The following is a 15,516-nucleotide window of genomic DNA, read 5'->3' as shown; positions in this document are numbered from 1 at the left end:
GCGGTGGGGGGACCCGGCATCGGACGAACGACCCATCTCCGCCTCGGGCCGCATGGGTCGAACGCCGCAGGGCCGCTCAGGGTGCCGTCGCCGTGGGCTGACGCAGGATGGACGACATCTTCTTGCCGCGAGCCACCTCGTCGACGAGCTTGTCGAGGTACCGGATCCGCTGCATCAGGGGGTCCTCGATCTCCTCGACGCGGTGCCCGCAGATCACGCCCGTGATGAGCGAGGCGTGCGGGTTCATCCGCGGCGCGCGCTCGAAGAACGTGGCCATGTCGACCTCGTCGTCCAGCACCCGTTGCAGCCCGGCCTCGTCGTAACCCGTCAGCCAGGTGATGACCCGGTGCAGCTCGTCGACCCTGTGACCCTTGCGCTCGACCTTCGCCACGTAGTGCGGGTAGATGCTCGCGAAGCTCGTGCTGAAGATGCGGTGTCCCGCCATCGTCCGCCTCCTGGTCGCCGTCCGGCCGGTCGACGTCATCGTCGCACGGCGGGCGTGACATGCGCGTGACACGGCGGTGACGAGCCCCGACGAGCATCGGCGGGAGGGCGGACCGACAGGTCGCGTCGTGGAGCGAGTCGAGGGGCGACATCGTGACGACCATGCGATTCGGAGGCAGGACCTTCAGCAACGGCGACCTGCCGTCCGCGGTACTGAGCGAGCTCTCCCCGCGGGGTGTGCACGGCACCTCGGGGCGCTCCCGCGCGTACCTGCGCAAGGATGCGGCGCGCTCGTGGAACCGCGCGATCCGGCAGGTCCGGTCCGAGACCGGCCTCGACCTGACGGTCCGCGGATGGAACCGCTCGCGGGCGGAGCAGGAGCTCTTCTTCTTCCAGCGCTACCGCCGCGGTGCCAGCAGCCCGTTCCGCGACTACCGGTTCTACCGGGGCGTGAAGTACGGGCGCGTCTCGGGTGCGGCCGCCGCCGTCCCGGGCTTCTCCAACCACGGCTGGGGGCTGGCGGTCGACGTCAACGACTTCGGTGGCGTCGGCGAGTTCGGCAACGCCCGGCGGGTCAAGGCCTACCCGATCCTCAAGACCTACGGGTGGACCGAGACCGAGGGGCGCCGGGTCAGCGAGCCCTGGCACCTCGTCTACGACCCGGCCGCCGACCGCGCGAAGGGCGGCGGCAAGCCCCGCGTCACCAAGGCTCCCCGACGCAAGCCGACGCGACCGCCGACGATCAAGCGTCGCAGCAGGCAGCGTGCCTGGGTCGCGCTGTGGCGGGAGTTCCTCACGGCGGAGAAGGGCTCCGACCCCGGCACCGGCACGGCGTTCGACGGGACGCTCCACGACGCGACCACGCAGTGGCAGAAGCGCCACGACCTCGAGCCGGACGGCATCGTCGGGCCGAAGACCTGGTACACCGCCACCAGCGGCGTCCGGACCGGGAGCCGGGGCAGCGCCGTCCAGATCGCCCAGCGCATCGGCGGGTTGCGCGGGTCCGCCGTCGACGGCGTCGCGGGGTCGGTGTTCGCGAGCCGGTGGAAGCAGATCCAGCGGTGGCTGGGGGTCGAGGCCGACGCCGTCATCGGGCCGAAGACCGTCGCCGCGCTCATCGCGAAGGGTTGACCCATGATCCCGGACCTGTCCCACCTCGCCCTGCGCACCACGACCGCCGCGCTGGCCGGAGGCGCGATCTCCCGGCTCGTCCGCCGGGACGCCGACGACGCGGGACCCGACGTCGTCGCCACCGCGGTCGCCGCGGGCGCCTACGCCGTCCTGGTAACGGTGCTGGCCGAACGCGTCCACCCGGCCTTCGGCCTCGCCCTCGGCGACGTCGGCGTGCTGCGACCGGCGCGGGACGTCGTGGAACCCACCCCGGACTACGAGGCCGAGAACGAGGCGCTCGTCATGGCCGCCGGGCCGGTGGACGACGAGCCGACCCCTGAGGAGCAGGACGACCTGAACCCCGAGGACCTGCCCGGCTCAGCGTCCGGCCACCGGTAGCCGGGGGCTCGCCGTCCCTCCCACCGCGGCGGCCGGACGCGGCACGCGGCCGGGCGGCACCACGGCGGCACCGAGCAGCCTGGAGACCGTGGGTGACGGCTCGATCCCCAGCTCGGTGCGCAGCGTCGTGCAGCAGGCGTCGTAGGCCCGGCACGCCTCACCCACGTTGCCCTCGGCCAGGTGGATCGAGATCACCGTGCGGTGCGCGCTCTCGCGCAGCTCGTCGGCACGCAGGGCGGCGAGCGCCGCCTCCAGCGCGAGGCCGAACCTGCCGGCGGCGGCCAGCCGTGCCGCCGTGGCCTCCAGGACGTGCAGCCGCAGCTGGTGCAGCCGCTCCCGCTCCGTCTCGAGCCACGGGTCGTCCCAGTCGGGCAGGAGCTCGTCGTCCCCGAGATCCGGCGCGTCCTCGCCGCTGCGGTCCTGGGAGTCGGCACCGCCCAGGACCGTGCGCGACGCCGCGATGAGCCGGTCGACGTCGACGTCGGGACCGAGCCCCAGCTCGACCACGCCGTGCGCGGCGGCGACGAGACCCGGTGCCGCCTGGTTGACGCGCCAGATCCCCGTGCGCAGGCTCGCCAGGGCTCGCTGCTCCAGGGTGTCGGGCCAGAGCATCCCCGCCAGCCGGCTGCGTCCCAGGCGGCCGCGCAGGGCCAGCATCGCGACCAGCCGTTGCGCGCCCACCGGCAGGGACACGGGTGCGCCGTCGACGTCGATGCCGAAGGGGCCGAGCAGACTGATCGAGACGGCGGGCGCGCACGGGTGCGGCGAAAGGGTCCTCTTCTGCTCCGACACGCGTCACCCCCGGGGTCCGGGTGTGCGGCCTGGGCCGCCGGCGAACGTCCACGACATGAGGAAGGAGTCGTGCCCCCTCCTCGATGATACGAAGGCCCGTCCTGCTCACCGGTGCCCGCATTCTTTTCACCCGCGCCTCCGCGGCGGCTTGCGGATTCTCGCCGTGCCGCCATGACGACGGCGTGACCGCCCGGTGACGGCACCGGCGGAAGGTGGTGTCCGTCCCGGCACCGGTCCGACCGGTCGTCGGGCCGAGGGGGTGTCGAGATGGTGCGCATCGCGGTGGTCGAGCGGGTCAGCGTCGACGGCGGGCCGTCGCTGACGCTCGACGTGGATCTGGAGCCGGACGCCTACGTGGTCTCCGAGGCGACCCTCGCGCGGCATGGCGAGGCGGGTCACCGCGTGGAGGTCGCGCTCGTGCCCGACGGCGTCTCGGTGACGCTGCTGGCCGTGTCGGCCGCCGACGAGTCGGGGCGCCCCGCCGCGGTCCGGGTGACCCCCCGGGGTGACGGGGACGGCGCGCCGCTGGCGGTGCACGGTGCCCTGCTCCTGGCCAACGCCGACGTCGTCAGCGCGCTCGTCCCGGCAGGTCGGCCGGTGCACGCGCTCGACCTGGACAACGACGGCCCGGCGGCGATCACGGTCCGGGTGCTCGCGGCGTTCGACGAGCTCGGCGCCTGACCTGCAGCCCGTGTCGGTGGCCCGTCGTACGGTGGCTGGCATGGCAGAGATCGTGCTCTTCCACCATGCGGGCGGCCTCACCGAGGGCGTCCGCTCCTTCGCCCAGGAGCTCCGCGACGCCGGGCACACCGTGCACACGCCCGACCTCTTCGAGGGACGGACCTTCGCCGACGTCACCGACGGGGTCGCGTTCGCCCAGGCCGCGGGCGAGGGCACGTTCGCACGCCGGGCGGCCGCCGTCGTCGCGGACCTGCCGACGGACGTGGTCTACGGCGGCCTGTCGATGGGGATCGCGCGCGCCACGGAGTGCGTCCTGGAGCGGCCCGGCGCCCGGGGGGCGTTCTTCCTCTACGGCGCCGTCGACCCCGCCTGGTGGGACGCGACGTGGCCGGCCGGCGTCCCGTCCCAGGCCCACGTCACCGAGGACGACCCGTGGCGCGAGCGGGAGGCCGAGGAGGCATACCTGGCGGCCGTGGCCGGCGGAGAGCTCTTCGCCTACCCGGACGGCGGGCACCTGTTCGCCGAGCCGGGACATCCCGACCACGATGCGCGCACCGCGGCCCTGGCGACGCAGCGGGTCCTCGATCTCCTGGCCCGCCTCCCGCGCTGACAAGGCCAGGACCGGGCGACGATCGCTGACGAGTCCTAGCTGCGCCGCCGCGAGAGGTGCACCGTGACCGTGTCACCGACGTCCTTGCCCAGCCGCTTCCGCAGCTTCGCGTTGAGAGACAGCATGAGCTCGCCCCGGCCCGTCGGCATGAGGCCGACGTTCTCCAGGGCGACGCCGTCGACCGTGGCGTCGACACGGACCGAGCGGCCCGTGCCGAGCAGCTCGGTGGCGCCGGGGAGTTCGACGCAGGGCCAGACGTCTCCCTTGACGTCGACGCCGACGGGCGCGGTGACGGTGTGGTCGAGGTCGGTGTGCGGCGTGGTCATGGGTCTCCTCCTGTCGTCGGACAACTGTCCAGGGGGTGACGCCACGGCCCGGCAATACTCATCGGTCGGTGCCGCTACTCGCGACCCTCCTCGAGCGGGATGAGCATGGTCCGGAAGTCGCCCGGGGTGCTCGCCAGCTCCCAGATCCGCTCGGCGACGTCCTCGATGCCGTTCTCGAGCTGCAGCTTCGGGATCGCGCCGGGGATGACGAGCTGGGTGACACGGATGCCCTCGTCCGCCAGCGCGTCGTGCAGCATCTCGCCGTAGGCGCTCTCGGCGGGGAACGCCACCGAGGTGCCGGCGAAACCCGCACGGGCCTTCACCGAGGTGCCGCCGTTGATCAGCACGATGCTCCCCTCCCCCTGCTCGCGCATGCCCGGCAGGACCGTGCGCACGGCGGTGACGAGTCCCAGCGCCGAGAACTTCAGCGCGTCCAGGGCGAGGTCCGGCGTGAGGTCCAGGACCGGCTTCAGGTACTCGCGGGCGGGCAGCGGGCTGTACTGCAGCGCCGTGATCGGGCCGAGGTCCGCGGCCGCTCGCCCGAGGGCCACCTCGAGCGAGGCGCCGTCCCGCACGTCCGCCGCGTAACCGCGGGCCGTCACGCCGTGCTCGCCCAGCTCCTCGGCCAGCGCGTCCAGCTTGGCCAGGTCCCGCGAGATCAGCGCGACCGCGTACCCCTCGCGGCCGAACCGGCGTGCGACCGCGGCTCCCAGGTTCGGTCCGGCTCCGATGATCGCCAGCGTGGGCATCCTGACTCCTTCTGTCGGTGGCACCTCGTGGGGACGCTACCGCCGCACGGTGCACCGGGCACGGCGGGCAGAATGGGGATGCCGCGTGCACACCCCGGCGACGGGGGAACGTGCGAGACGGTCGGACCGCCGTCCGTCGGTCCGACCGTGCGTGCTCCCGCACCGCGCCCCTACGCGGTCGCCGTGCCGCTCTCGACCGCTTCCTTGATCCGCTGCAGGCGCTCGTGCACCAGCCTGTCGGGCCCCCTGCCCTCGAACCGGTCGATCAGGCGTTCGTACAGCGGCGGGTCGTGCACCATGACCGTCAGGGTCATCCGCGTGCCGCCGTGCTCCGGCTCGAAGACGTGCGACAGGGTGTACAGCGCGGTCTCGTGCCGCGGGTGCTCCCACCGGCTGAACGACATCGTGGGCTGCATGGCGATGTCGATCCGCTCGTCGGGCACGACCTCGACGTACTCCAGACGATCGTCCTCCTCCATCACTCCTGCGCTGCGCGAGAGGCGTGCCGTCGTGCCCACGCCGTCCGGGGACGTCGAGGACTCCACGACGTGCTTGGGGTCGCCGGCGAACAGCTGCTCGGGATCGAGGCAGTAGGCGTACACGCGGCCGGGCGTCGCGTCGATGTGGATGGACTGCTGGACCCTGGTCCTCACGTCAGTCATCTTTCTCACCCCCTCTCGCACCTCGCGAGGTGGGATCTCCACAGCTCCAGGCTACGGCGGGCACCACTCGCACGCTCGGGTCGCCGGGCGCCCGCCGGGCCCTCTCGGTCTCCCGATGAACAGGTGGTCGGTGCGGGTGAACTTGCCCCCGGCAACCTCAGTTCACCCGCCTCCGCACTGCGTTCTCCGGGGCATGTCGGCCACGATGGAGCAGTTCCGTCACGTCATGGTTCGCGAACGGTCCCGAACCGGCAAAAGACGTCACCGAGAGAAGGATGTCCCATGAAGATCCAGCGCATCGCCGCCGGCACCGCCGCCGTCGCCCTCGCCACCCTCGGCGTCGCGGGCACCGCCCACGCCGCCGACGACAGCACCACCGTCCCCGGCCACCAGGGTCGCGACGGCACCGTCGTCGGGCACTACACCTCGCTCTACGCCGAGGACGACGCGGGTGACTGGTACTGGGACCTCGGGGACGGGCGCGTCATGGGCACCGTCGACGGCACCGACGAGCTCGACCCGGACACCGTCGTCACCTGCGACTACCAGGTGATCTACCGCGGCGACTTCGGCGACGACCCCAGCCTCGACGACGGCTGGATCAAGAACAACATCCGCTGCGACGACGGCACGACCTACAACAGCACCTACGTCAGCTCCGAGGACCCCCGCTACACCGGTGAGCACCCCATCTGGGGAACGTGGGACATCGTGGTCAGCACCGTGTCCGGCCAGGGCAACACCGTCTGAACGAGGCCCCGGCCGCGAACGGGAAACGGCCCGGGTCCACGGCCGTGGACCCGGGCCGTTCCGGCTCCCGTCGAGAGATGCATCCGGTCCGGGATCGGTGCGCCACGGCGGGGGCACCGCAGCAGGCGAGGGGGTGAAACATCACGGGTCCTGCCGCCGGGGTCGCATGCCGGGCTGCCTCAGCGGATCCTTGGAGCATCAACGCCCGAGCACGGGGGGCCCACCGTGAAGCTTCGCATGGCTGTCGCAGGCATCGTCGCCTTCGTCCTGTCTCTCGCCCTCGGGCTGGTCTCCCCCGCCGTGACGGCGTCGGCGGGCCCCGAGGACCGCGACCGTCCCGCCCCCAAGACGTCGTCGGGCCAGAGCTCGAGCGGTGGCCCGCGGACGACGCCGTTGTCACCGCCGTCGAGCTCCCTCCAGGCCCGCGGCCCCGCCTCCGTCACGGCGACGGCTTCCTCGCCCTACGCGACCCCGGGCCTGGCGATCCCGGCCTGGGGCGACGCGCAGTGGAAGCACCCCGACACCTTCCAGACCATCGAGCTCGCCGACCTGGACGGCGACGGGCGGGACGAGATCTACGGACGGTTGCCGGCCGGCCTGGAGGTCTACGACTTCCGTGTCGACTCCGGCCAGTGGGCCCCCACCTACGTCACGGGCACGGTGCCGTTCGCCGACGCGCCGCGGGCCCCGGTGGGCTGGCTGCCGCCCTACTACTACGCCACCATCCAGGCGGCCGACGTCGACGGCGACGGGAGCGAGGAGGTCGTCGGTCGCGGCCCGGTCGGCCTGCAGATCCACTCCTTCGAACCGGCGGCGACCGCCGGGGAGTCGACGTGGTGCACGCTCTCGGCCCAGGGCCCCTTCACCGACTGGGGGCCGTGGGCGCAGGACGCCGCCTACTACTCGACGATCCAGGCCGCCGACCTCGACGGTGACGGCCGCGAGAACGAGTTCTTCGGACGGGGCACGGACGGGATCGAGGCGTGGCGCTTCACCGCCGGGGACGACTGCTCGACCGCGGGGTCGTCGTGGACGAAGCTGCCGACCCTCCCGCACTTCGACGACACCACCGCCGGCCCGGGCGTCGCCGACCGCTACGCTACGATCCAGGCGGCCGACCTCGACGGCGACGGGACGGACGACGTCTTCGGCCGGGCGTCGAACGGGATCTACTCCTACAGCCTGGCCTCCGGCACCTGGGCCGACCTGCCTGTGCTGAAAGAGTTCACCGACGTCCAGGGGTTCACGGCCACCAGCCAGTACGGCACGATCCAGACCGGCGACCTCGACGGCGAAGGAGGCGTGGAGGTCTTCGGACGCAACGCCGACGGGATCGTCGGCTACCGGCTGGAGAGCGGCACCTGGCAGGCGCTCAAGGCGCTGACCAAGGACTTCGGCAACTCGAGCAGCGTCGACTGGGGCAACGCCCCGGGCTACTACAGCACGATCCAGGCGGCCGACATCGACGGCGACGCCCGCGACGAGGTCGTCGGTCGCAGCGTGGACGGGATCCACGCGTGGGAGCTGCTGGCCTCCGACCAGTGGCACGAGGTCTCCACCGGCGGACCGTTCACCGACGCCGACGGCTGGTCCCAGGACTGGAGCCGGTTCTCCACCATCCAGCTCGGCGACATCGACGGGACGGTGCCGCTCAACGCACCGACGACCAACGGAAGCGACCGCGCCGAGATCATCGGTCGCGGTCCGACCGGCATCCAGACCTATGCGTGGGACGACGTCAAGAACACCTGGGTCTCGCCCTCGGCCACCTTCCCGGACTACTCGACCGGGACGGCGAAGGCTGCCTATCAGGCCGTCAATGCGACGATCGCGACCCAGCTCGGATACACGAACCCGGACTTCGACCTGCGCTCCACCTATGGTTCCGAGACGAACTACAACCTCGGGACGAAATACCCCGAACTGGTGGCCGCCGCGACCCAGCCGTCCAACGTCCCCGACGCTGTGTGGGAGGCGGTCACCACCCAGCTCACGAACGAGCTGTCGGCGGCGGCGAGCGTCGAGGCGTACTTCGCCGGTGTGCAGGGGGCGCTGCAGCAGGACGAGATCACCGACCTGGCGCAGGACGGGCCGCAGATCGCCGAGCAGCTCGACTACAACATCAAGTCGTCGCACGCGCTCGAGGCCGACCTCTTCGGCCTCGCCGCCGGCGTGGCGGAGGCGCTGGCCAACCTGGCCACCACCGAGACCGGCGTGCCGGTGGGCAGCGTGGTCGGCGGCCTGTTCTCCGCGGGATGGGCCACGGGGACGCGGGTGAGCGAGGGTTCCGGCAACTCGACGCTGCACAAGGAGCTGCGGAAGATCCTGGACGACTCGGCCGGGATGATCACCGCAGCGGCCGACGCGATCCCTGCCGCTCGGGAGGCGGTCGCCACCGACTACGGCATGTTGTGGGAGGTGGGCGCACTGACCGGCAACGACACGTGGGTCCCCCCGACGAACGACTCCACCGCGGCGCGCACCGCCCAGGCGTTCAACGTGTGGGTGTGGCAGGTGGTCCTCAACGACCAGGCCCACGTCGAGCACAAGGACAAGGCGAACGCCGCGTGGAGCTACGACGGTTTCCACTACGGCCTGAAGGTCGGTGACGCCTCCGACATCGAGAGCCAGCTCTTCGGCAAGACCTCGGCCGGATGCCTCGCGAACTTCGACCCGTCGTGCAACCTCCACGTGCCGCCGGACTTCGTCTTCCAGGGAATCTACGGCTGGGACATCCCGTGCGGCTTCTTCACGACGTGCCAGCCCACGGGCGCCTGGTTGCCGCCGGAATGAGAACGAGGCCGCCCCACCCGGGTCTCCCCCGGCGGACGGCCTCTCGCAGCCGGCTGACGGTGCCGGGGACGCTCTCCGCGCACGCGGGTGAAAACCTGAGGAGTTACCGGGGCAGGGGGTCCTTCCGAGTGTTGCCTCAGTAGACTGTTGGAGCACAACCGCCCGAGCTCAGGGGGGCAACGGTGAAGCTCCGCATCGCCATCGCCGGCATCGTCGCCTGCGTGCTGACTCTTGGCCTCGGGCTCGTGGCCCCCGTCGTGACGGCTCCACCGGCAGAGGCCGTCACCAAGATCTCGGCCCGCAAGCTCCTCCGCCAGCTCCCGGTGGCCTCCGAGACCAACAAGGGCTACGACCGCTCCGCATTCCCGCACTGGATCGACACCGCCGACAAGGACGTCTGCGACACCCGCGAGGAGGTCCTCATCCAGGAGGCGATCCGCGCCCCGCGAGTGACGGCGTCGACGTGCGCGATCTCGGGCGGGAAGTGGCGCTCGAAGTACGACCGCGTGACGACGACCAACAAGTCGACGTTCGACATCGACCACGTCGTACCCCTCAAGGAGGCCTGGGCCTCCGGGGCCAAGAGGTGGACGAAGAGCACGCGCAAGCAGTTCGCCAACGACCTCGGCTACCGCGCGACGCTCATCGCGGTGTCCGCGTCGTCGAACCGGTCGAAGGGCGCGCGTGAACCCCACCAGTGGATGCCGCCCAACCGGGCGTACCACTGCACCTACGTCAAGCAGTGGATCGCCATCAAGTGGCGCTGGTCGCTCAAGGTCAATCAGAAGGAGAAGACTTACCTGCGCCGCCAGCTCGACGCGTGCGACAGCGTCCTGGTGAACAAGCCCCGGCGAGCCACCTAGCCCTCCGCCTGGACATCCGCGCCCTGTCACTCAGGTGGGGTCTTCGCGCCGTTCGGCGACGTGTGCGGTTCCCGCGCAGCATGGTTCAGGTGGGTTGCGGTCGTCCTCGTCGGCGTGGGCCGCTCGCCAGGCGAACACGGTAGACAGTGCCGCCACGGCGACGGCGCCACCGAGGACGGTGGCGATGCCGAGATGGTCCGCCGAGAGTCCTCCGGCGATGCTGCCCACCGGAACCACGCCGTAGGTGATGGCGCGTCGCAGCGCGGAGACGCGTCCGAGCACGCCCGGCTCGGTCCGCGCCGCGACGATCGCCGACGTCTGCACGTTCACCACGACGATGCAGAGACCCCAGGTCACCGCGTGCGCCGTGAGCAGGGGAATTGCCCACGCCGCGACCGCCAGGGCGGCCAGAGGAAGAGCAGCGACGACGGTGAGACAGGCGCTCGTGGCCCAGACGACCTGGGACCGGGAGAAGCGGTTGACAACTCTCTCGGCGGCCAGGCTGCCGACGAGCCCGCCTGCCGCACCTGCGGTGACGAGCGCGCCGTACGCGCCCGTCCCGATGTCGAGCGTGCGCAGCATGAAGATGGCCTCGACGCTCGAGAACGCCGCGAGGCCGAGGTTGGTGCACGTGCTCGACCAGGTGAGCCGGCGGACGACCGTGTCGGCGCGGAAGGCGGCGAGACCGTCGACGACGTCGTCGGCGAACTGGCGGACACCCGCCCGGAGGCCACGGGGAAGGCTGTCGTCGGAGGGCGGCGTCTCCGTCCGGGCGCTGCTGACGTCCCGGCCGGCGAGCAGCACCGCGGCCGCCACCGCTGCGACGGCGGCGACCACCATCAGCGGAGCGGCGTCCATCGCCGCGAGAGCAAGTCCCGCCGCAGCCGGGACGACCAGGGCGAGCGCCGTGTCCGCGGACTGCAGACGTGCGACGAGCCTCCCGACGCCGTCGCGGTCGACCACCTGGGTCGCTCGCACCATCTGACCGGTCTCGCTGGCCGTGCCGGTCACCCCGATCAGGAAGCTGGCCGCGGCCAGGAGCCAGAACGAGAGATGACCGGTCGCGAGCAGAGCTGCGGTGCCGACGCAGACCCCTGCCCGGACCGTCGCCGCCCACATCATCACGACCCGTGCCTCCGCACGGTCCACGATGACGCCGATCGGTGCGCCCAGAAGGAAGAAGGCCAGCGTTCCCGCCGCGTTGAGCACTCCGATCTCGACGGCGGACGCGCCCACGGCAAGCACGGCCGTGACATCCACCACGACGTCGATCAGGGTGCGGGAGGCCGCATCGAACCCGTTGGACAGCGCGAGCCTGCGGGCCGGCGTGACCCGGGATGGCGGAGCAAGCACCGAAGCAGCATAGGGGATCTCGTGGGGACCCCGTGGCAACGACGAAGAGGCCGTCCACCAGAATCTCCCCTGGTGAACGGCCTCTCGCGGTCGGGCTGACAGGATTTGAACCTGCGACCCCCTGACCCCCAGTCAGGTGCGCTACCAAGCTGCGCCACAGCCCGTCCGGCCCGACCTGTGCCGAAGCACCGGGAACGGACCGGTTCGGCCCCGCAGGGCCGACCGAAATACTACCCCAGACCGGGCGTCGCTCGTCCACTCCGCACCGGGGGTGTGTCCGGGGTCACCGGAGCGGTCAGCGGGCCTCCGCCGCGGTCGCCGGCCGCACCGCCCGCAGGACGTGCGCGGTGGCCAGCGCGGCGGCCGTCGCCTCGTACCCCTTGTCCTCGTGCGAGCCCTCGAGCCCGGCACGGTCGAGGGCCTGCGCCTCGTCGTCGCACGTGAGCAGACCGAAGCCGACCGGCACCGTGTGGTCCAGCGCAACCCGGTTGAGCCCGTCGGTGGCCGCGGCGCACACGTAGTCGAAGTGCGGCGTGCCGCCCCGGATGACGACACCGAGCGCCACGACGGCGTCGTACCCCGCCGCGGCGCAGGCCTGGGCCGCCACCGGCAGCTCGAAGGACCCCGGCACCCGCAGCACGTCGGGCTCGACCGCGTGGTCGGCGCAGGCCCGCCGAGCACCGTCGAGCAGGCCGTCCATGACCGTCTCGTGCCACGAGGCGGCGATCACGGCGACCCGCAGGTCCGAGCTGTCCACGGCGTGCGTCGTGGGCGCCCCCGCCCCGCTCATCGCAGGACCTCGCGCGCCGTCGTCGTGCCGGTCATGGGCTCTCCTTCAAGTTCGGGTCGAGGGTGAAGGTCGGTCCCCGACCGGGGTTCGACCTCGGGTTCAAGGTTGGGCAGGTCGTGGCCCATGCGGTCGCGCTTGGTGCGCAGGTAGGCCACGTTGTCGGGCGCCGGGTGGATCGCCAGCGGCACCCGTTCGGCCACGGTCACTCCCCCGGCCTGCAGGCCGTCGACCTTGGCAGGGTTGTTGGTCAGCAGGCGGACGGACCCCACGCCGAGGTCGCGCAGCACGTGCGCGGCGGCCGTGTACTCACGGGAGTCCACGGGCAGCCCCTGCGCCAGGTTCGCGTCGATCGTGTCCTGGCCACCGTCCTGCAGGCTGTACGCCGTCAGCTTGGCGACCAGGCCGATGCCGCGGCCCTCGTGGCCGCGCATGTAGACGACGACGCCGCGGCCGGCCTCCTGCACCGCGCGCAGCGCGGAGTCCAGCTGCGGCCCGCAGTCGCAGCGCAGGGAGCCGAAGGCGTCGCCTGTCAGGCACTCCGAGTGCACACGGGTCAGCACCGGTCCGCCCGCGTCCAGGTCGGCGAGCGCACCGGCGACCAGGGCGACGTGCTCGTCGCCGGTGACGCGGTCGCGGTAGCCGACGGCGGTGAACTCGCCGTGCCGGGTGGGCAGCCGCGTGACCGCCAGCCGGTCCACCGTCGACTCGGTGACGCGGCGGTAGGCGACCAGGTCGGCGACGCTGACGAGCTCCAGACCGTGCTCGGCGGCGAACTCGCGCAGCGCGGGACGACGCATCATGGTGCCGTCGTCGTGCGTGATCTCGGCGAGCACCCCGGCGGTACCGCGGCCGGCGAGGCGGGCCAGGTCGACGGCGGCCTCGGTGTGCCCGGTGCGCTCGAGCACGCCACCGGCGCGAGCACGCAGCGGCAGCACGTGGCCCGGACGGGTCAGGTCGGCCGCCGTCGCGTCCGGGTCGGCGAGAACCCTCGCGGTGCGGGCACGGTCGGCGCCCGAGATGCCCGTGGTCACGCCCTCGGCGGCGTCCACGGTGATCGTGTACGCCGTGCGGAACGCGTCCCGGTTCTCGGCGACCATCAGCGGCAGCCGGAGCCGGTCGAGCGTGTCGCCGTCCGCGGCGACGCAGATCAGCCCGCTGGTGTGCCGCACGGTGAATCCCATGAGCTCTGGCGTGGCCGCCTCCGCGGCGAAGATGAGGTCCCCCTCGTTCTCCCGGCTCTCGTCGTCGACCACGACGACGGCGTGGCCGGCGGCCACCGCCGCGACGGCTCGTTCGACGCGCTCGCGCAGTCCGGGGTCCACGGTGCTCATCGGGCCACCTCCGCGATCTCGGCCGGCGGCACCGCCGGCCCGGCGAAACGTCCGTCCAGGAGCCGCTCGACGTGCCGGGCGAGCACGTCGGTCTCGAGGTTGACCTGCTCCCCCACCGCCCGGGCACCGAGCGTGGTGCGCGCGAGGGTCTCGGGGATGAGGCTGACCGTGAACCGGTCGGTGCCCGCCTCCACGACGGTCAGGGAGACGCCGTCGACCGCCACGGACCCCTTGCCGACCACGTACCGGGCGAGGTCGGCCGGCAGCGAGATCTCCACAACCTCCCACCGCTCACCGGGCGTGCGGGACAGGACGGTGCCGACACCGTCGACGTGCCCCTGCACGATGTGGCCGCCGAGGCGCTCCCCCACGGCCAGCGCCGGCTCGACGTTGACCCGGTCCCCGGCGCGCAGCGCGCCGAGGGACGTGGCGTCGAGGGTCTCGGCCATGAGGTCGGCCGTCCAGGTCGCCGCGTCGTGCTCGGCGACCGTCAGGCAGCACCCGTCGACGGCGATCGAGTCGCCGGTGCGCACGCCGTCGAGCACGCCCGGCGACCGGACGGTGAGGCGGGCGGCGTCGGCACTCTTCTCCAGGGCCTCCACGGTGCCGAGCTCGGACACGATGCCGGTGAACATCAGGACTCCTTCCGCGGCCGCAGGGTGAGCCGCACGTTCGTGGCGGCCAGGCCGGAGGCGGGGCCGTCGGGGGTGGAGAGGTCGTCGGTGGTGGGCTCGAGGACGGTCGCGTCGACCAGGTCGAACCGTGCGGCGTCGGCGATCGTCGTGACGCCCAGGTCGCCGACGGCGGGAGGCCCGGCACCGAGCAGGGCCGGGGCGACGTAGGCGACGATCTCGTCGACGAGGCCGGCGCGCAGGAACGCCGCGGCCAGCGTCGCGCCGCCCTCGAGCAGCACGTGCCGCCGGTCGAGACGCCACAGCTCGGCGAGCGCTTCGTGCGGGTCGTGGGTGCGCAGGTGGCACGTCTCCACGCCGTCCGGGCCCGGAGCGGCGAGGCGGGAGGTCGCGGGCAGGTCGCGCCGTCCCATGACGGCCCGCAGCGGCTGAGGGCCGTCGGCGTCGCGGACGGTCAGCGCCGGGTCGTCGTCGAGCACGGTGCCGGTCCCCACCAGCACGGTGTCGACCTCGGCGCGCAGCCGGTGCACGTCGCGCCGCGCGGCCGCCGACGTGATCCACCGGGAGGTGCCGTCGACGGCGGCGGTCCGCCCGTCCAGGGTAGTGGCGACCTTCCAGGTCACGACCGGGCGGCCGAGCTCCACCGCGGTCGACCACACCCGGTTGAGCTCGCGCGCGTCCTCGGCGCCGACGCCACCGACGACGTCGACCCCGGCACCGATCAGGACGCCTGCTCCCCCGGCGGCCGCGGGGTTGGGGTCGGGCTGGGCGTAGACCACGCGCGTCACACCGGCGTCGCGCAGGGCGTCGGCGCAGGGGCCGGTCCGACCGGTGTGGGCACACGGTTCGAGGGTGACCACCGCGGTGGCGCCCCGGGCGGCGTCGTCGCCGTGGGCGTGCCGGGCGTTCGTCAGGGCGACCACCTCGGCGTGCGGCGTTCCCGCTCCCCGGTGGAACCCCTCGGCGAGCGTGGCGCCGCCGGCGTCGAGCAGGACGCAGCCGACACGTGGGTTGGGTCCCAGGTCGAGCCCCGGCGTGGCGGCCAGCGTCAGGGCTCGCTGCATCGCAGCCTGCTCGGCCGGGGTTACCGTGGGTGCCGCCGCGGCGGTGGTCATGTCCTGGCCCCTCGTCGTCCGGTCGCGGACCCCGGGGGCTCGGCGGCATGGTCGCCCGCCGGTCCTCGCGGGGCGCCGGAGCGTCCGCGGGGCGTGGACGTGCCACGCCGTCGGCG

At 72.7% G+C, this 15,516-nt stretch carries 17 protein-coding genes and 1 tRNA gene; 7 read left to right on the top strand and 11 right to left on the bottom strand.

All coding sequences use genetic code 11. The features are described 5' to 3' along the window. Positions 1–76 precede the first annotated feature (76 nt). Positions 77–445 (bottom strand): DUF2200 domain-containing protein, encoded by a 369-nt coding sequence (locus HLI28_RS01530; RefSeq protein ID WP_171245728.1) that lies wholly within the window; start codon positions 443–445, stop codon positions 77–79. Between the two features lie 161 nt (positions 446–606). On the opposite strand from HLI28_RS01530, the gene HLI28_RS01525 reads away from it, so the two are divergent. Next, positions 607–1,575 carry a peptidoglycan-binding protein gene (locus HLI28_RS01525; protein WP_246246294.1) on the top strand — a complete coding sequence of 323 codons (969 nt, stop codon included), beginning with the start codon at positions 607–609 and terminating at the stop codon, positions 1,573–1,575. A 3-nt stretch (positions 1,576–1,578) separates the two neighbouring features. Continuing rightward, positions 1,579–1,953, top strand: a complete 375-nt coding sequence (locus HLI28_RS01520) for a hypothetical protein (RefSeq protein WP_171245726.1) — start codon at positions 1,579–1,581, stop codon at positions 1,951–1,953. Here HLI28_RS01520 and HLI28_RS01515 read toward each other — a convergent pair. Beyond that, positions 1,933–2,745, bottom strand: coding sequence for a BTAD domain-containing putative transcriptional regulator (locus HLI28_RS01515; protein ID WP_171245725.1), 813 nt, complete (start codon positions 2,743–2,745; stop codon positions 1,933–1,935). The genes HLI28_RS01520 and HLI28_RS01515 overlap by 21 nt on opposite strands. Before the next feature lie 267 nt (positions 2,746–3,012). On the opposite strand from HLI28_RS01515, the gene HLI28_RS01510 reads away from it, so the two are divergent. Both HLI28_RS01510 and HLI28_RS01505 read left to right on the top strand, forming a co-directional pair. After that, positions 3,013–3,426, top strand: coding sequence for a hypothetical protein (locus HLI28_RS01510; protein ID WP_171245724.1), 414 nt, complete (start codon positions 3,013–3,015; stop codon positions 3,424–3,426). Positions 3,427–3,466: 40 nt separating this feature from the next. Then, complete coding sequence (locus HLI28_RS01505; protein ID WP_171245723.1) at positions 3,467–4,036, top strand: dienelactone hydrolase family protein; 570 nt, start codon at positions 3,467–3,469, stop codon at positions 4,034–4,036. A gap of 35 nt (positions 4,037–4,071) precedes the next feature. Here HLI28_RS01505 and HLI28_RS01500 read toward each other — a convergent pair whose 3' ends face one another. The 3 genes from HLI28_RS01500 to HLI28_RS01490 form a co-directional block, all read right to left on the bottom strand. Next, positions 4,072–4,362 carry a DUF1905 domain-containing protein gene (locus tag HLI28_RS01500; RefSeq protein ID WP_171245722.1) on the bottom strand — a complete coding sequence of 97 codons (291 nt, stop codon included), beginning with the start codon at positions 4,360–4,362 and terminating at the stop codon, positions 4,072–4,074. 74 nt (positions 4,363–4,436) lie between these two features. Continuing rightward, the gene (locus tag HLI28_RS01495) at positions 4,437–5,111 is read right to left on the bottom strand and encodes an SDR family NAD(P)-dependent oxidoreductase (protein WP_171245721.1); all 675 of its coding nucleotides are present in this window, start codon (positions 5,109–5,111) and stop codon (positions 4,437–4,439) included. A gap of 170 nt (positions 5,112–5,281) precedes the next feature. Next, positions 5,282–5,764 (bottom strand): SRPBCC family protein, encoded by a 483-nt coding sequence (locus tag HLI28_RS01490; protein WP_171245720.1) that lies wholly within the window; start codon positions 5,762–5,764, stop codon positions 5,282–5,284. Positions 5,765–6,055: 291 nt separating this feature from the next. Between HLI28_RS01490 and HLI28_RS01485 the strand changes: the two genes are divergently transcribed. The 3 genes from HLI28_RS01485 (at position 6,056) to HLI28_RS01475 (ending at position 10,179) form a co-directional block, all read left to right on the top strand. Continuing rightward, a complete protein-coding gene (locus HLI28_RS01485) occupies positions 6,056–6,523 on the top strand; it encodes a hypothetical protein (RefSeq protein ID WP_171245719.1) in 468 nt (155 codons plus the stop codon). Positions 6,524–6,760: 237 nt separating this feature from the next. Then, positions 6,761–9,316, top strand: a complete 2,556-nt coding sequence (locus HLI28_RS01480) for a VCBS repeat-containing protein (protein ID WP_171245718.1) — start codon at positions 6,761–6,763, stop codon at positions 9,314–9,316. Positions 9,317–9,498: 182 nt separating this feature from the next. Further along, positions 9,499–10,179, top strand: a complete 681-nt coding sequence (locus HLI28_RS01475) for a GmrSD restriction endonuclease domain-containing protein (RefSeq protein ID WP_171245717.1) — start codon at positions 9,499–9,501, stop codon at positions 10,177–10,179. Between the two features lie 30 nt (positions 10,180–10,209). Here the strand turns inward: HLI28_RS01475 and HLI28_RS01470 are convergent, their stop codons facing one another. The 6 genes from HLI28_RS01470 to ribD form a co-directional block, all read right to left on the bottom strand. Then, positions 10,210–11,532, bottom strand: coding sequence for an MFS transporter (locus HLI28_RS01470; RefSeq protein ID WP_171245716.1), 1,323 nt, complete (start codon positions 11,530–11,532; stop codon positions 10,210–10,212). Between the two features lie 90 nt (positions 11,533–11,622). Beyond that, positions 11,623–11,696: transfer RNA gene (locus HLI28_RS01465), tRNA-Pro, on the bottom strand. A gap of 131 nt (positions 11,697–11,827) precedes the next feature. Further along, positions 11,828–12,322, bottom strand: a complete 495-nt coding sequence (ribH, locus tag HLI28_RS01460) for a 6,7-dimethyl-8-ribityllumazine synthase (protein WP_171245715.1) — start codon at positions 12,320–12,322, stop codon at positions 11,828–11,830. Continuing rightward, entirely contained in the window at positions 12,319–13,653 is a 1,335-nt protein-coding gene (locus HLI28_RS01455; protein WP_246246255.1) for a bifunctional 3,4-dihydroxy-2-butanone-4-phosphate synthase/GTP cyclohydrolase II, read from the bottom strand. The genes ribH and HLI28_RS01455 overlap by 4 nt, the downstream gene beginning before the upstream one ends. Beyond that, a complete protein-coding gene (locus HLI28_RS01450) occupies positions 13,650–14,288 on the bottom strand; it encodes a riboflavin synthase (RefSeq protein ID WP_171245714.1) in 639 nt (212 codons plus the stop codon). The genes HLI28_RS01455 and HLI28_RS01450 overlap by 4 nt, the downstream gene beginning before the upstream one ends. After that, positions 14,288–15,400, bottom strand: a complete 1,113-nt coding sequence (gene ribD, locus HLI28_RS01445; RefSeq protein ID WP_246246254.1) for a bifunctional diaminohydroxyphosphoribosylaminopyrimidine deaminase/5-amino-6-(5-phosphoribosylamino)uracil reductase RibD — start codon at positions 15,398–15,400, stop codon at positions 14,288–14,290. The genes HLI28_RS01450 and ribD overlap by 1 nt, the downstream gene beginning before the upstream one ends. Positions 15,401–15,516 lie beyond the last annotated feature (116 nt).

The sequence above is a fragment of the Isoptericola sediminis genome (assembly GCF_013085345.1).
Classification (GTDB): Bacteria; Actinomycetota; Actinomycetes; order Actinomycetales; family Cellulomonadaceae; genus Isoptericola; species Isoptericola sediminis.
This window is presented reverse-complemented; position numbering and strand designations above follow the sequence as displayed.

What these genes read in the sequence shown, in the direction of transcription:
- HLI28_RS01510 (WP_171245724.1), top strand. Translation starts at nt 3,013, where the DNA reads ATGGTGCGCATCGCGGTGGTCGAGCGGGTCAGCGTCGACGGCGGGCCG.
- ribH (WP_171245715.1), bottom strand. Translation starts at nt 12,322, where the DNA reads ATGAGCGGGGCGGGGGCGCCCACGACGCACGCCGTGGACAGCTCGGAC.
- HLI28_RS01455 (WP_246246255.1), bottom strand. Translation starts at nt 13,653, where the DNA reads ATGAGCACCGTGGACCCCGGACTGCGCGAGCGCGTCGAACGAGCCGTC.
- ribD (WP_246246254.1), bottom strand. Translation starts at nt 15,400, where the DNA reads ATGACCACCGCCGCGGCGGCACCCACGGTAACCCCGGCCGAGCAGGCT.
- HLI28_RS01525 (WP_246246294.1), top strand. Translation starts at nt 607, where the DNA reads ATGCGATTCGGAGGCAGGACCTTCAGCAACGGCGACCTGCCGTCCGCG.
- HLI28_RS01505 (WP_171245723.1), top strand. Translation starts at nt 3,467, where the DNA reads ATGGCAGAGATCGTGCTCTTCCACCATGCGGGCGGCCTCACCGAGGGC.
- HLI28_RS01495 (WP_171245721.1), bottom strand. Translation starts at nt 5,111, where the DNA reads ATGCCCACGCTGGCGATCATCGGAGCCGGACCGAACCTGGGAGCCGCG.
- HLI28_RS01450 (WP_171245714.1), bottom strand. Translation starts at nt 14,288, where the DNA reads ATGTTCACCGGCATCGTGTCCGAGCTCGGCACCGTGGAGGCCCTGGAG.
- HLI28_RS01500 (WP_171245722.1), bottom strand. Translation starts at nt 4,362, where the DNA reads ATGACCACGCCGCACACCGACCTCGACCACACCGTCACCGCGCCCGTC.
- HLI28_RS01485 (WP_171245719.1), top strand. Translation starts at nt 6,056, where the DNA reads ATGAAGATCCAGCGCATCGCCGCCGGCACCGCCGCCGTCGCCCTCGCC.
- HLI28_RS01530 (WP_171245728.1), bottom strand. Translation starts at nt 445, where the DNA reads ATGGCGGGACACCGCATCTTCAGCACGAGCTTCGCGAGCATCTACCCG.
- HLI28_RS01520 (WP_171245726.1), top strand. Translation starts at nt 1,579, where the DNA reads ATGATCCCGGACCTGTCCCACCTCGCCCTGCGCACCACGACCGCCGCG.
- HLI28_RS01480 (WP_171245718.1), top strand. Translation starts at nt 6,761, where the DNA reads ATGGCTGTCGCAGGCATCGTCGCCTTCGTCCTGTCTCTCGCCCTCGGG.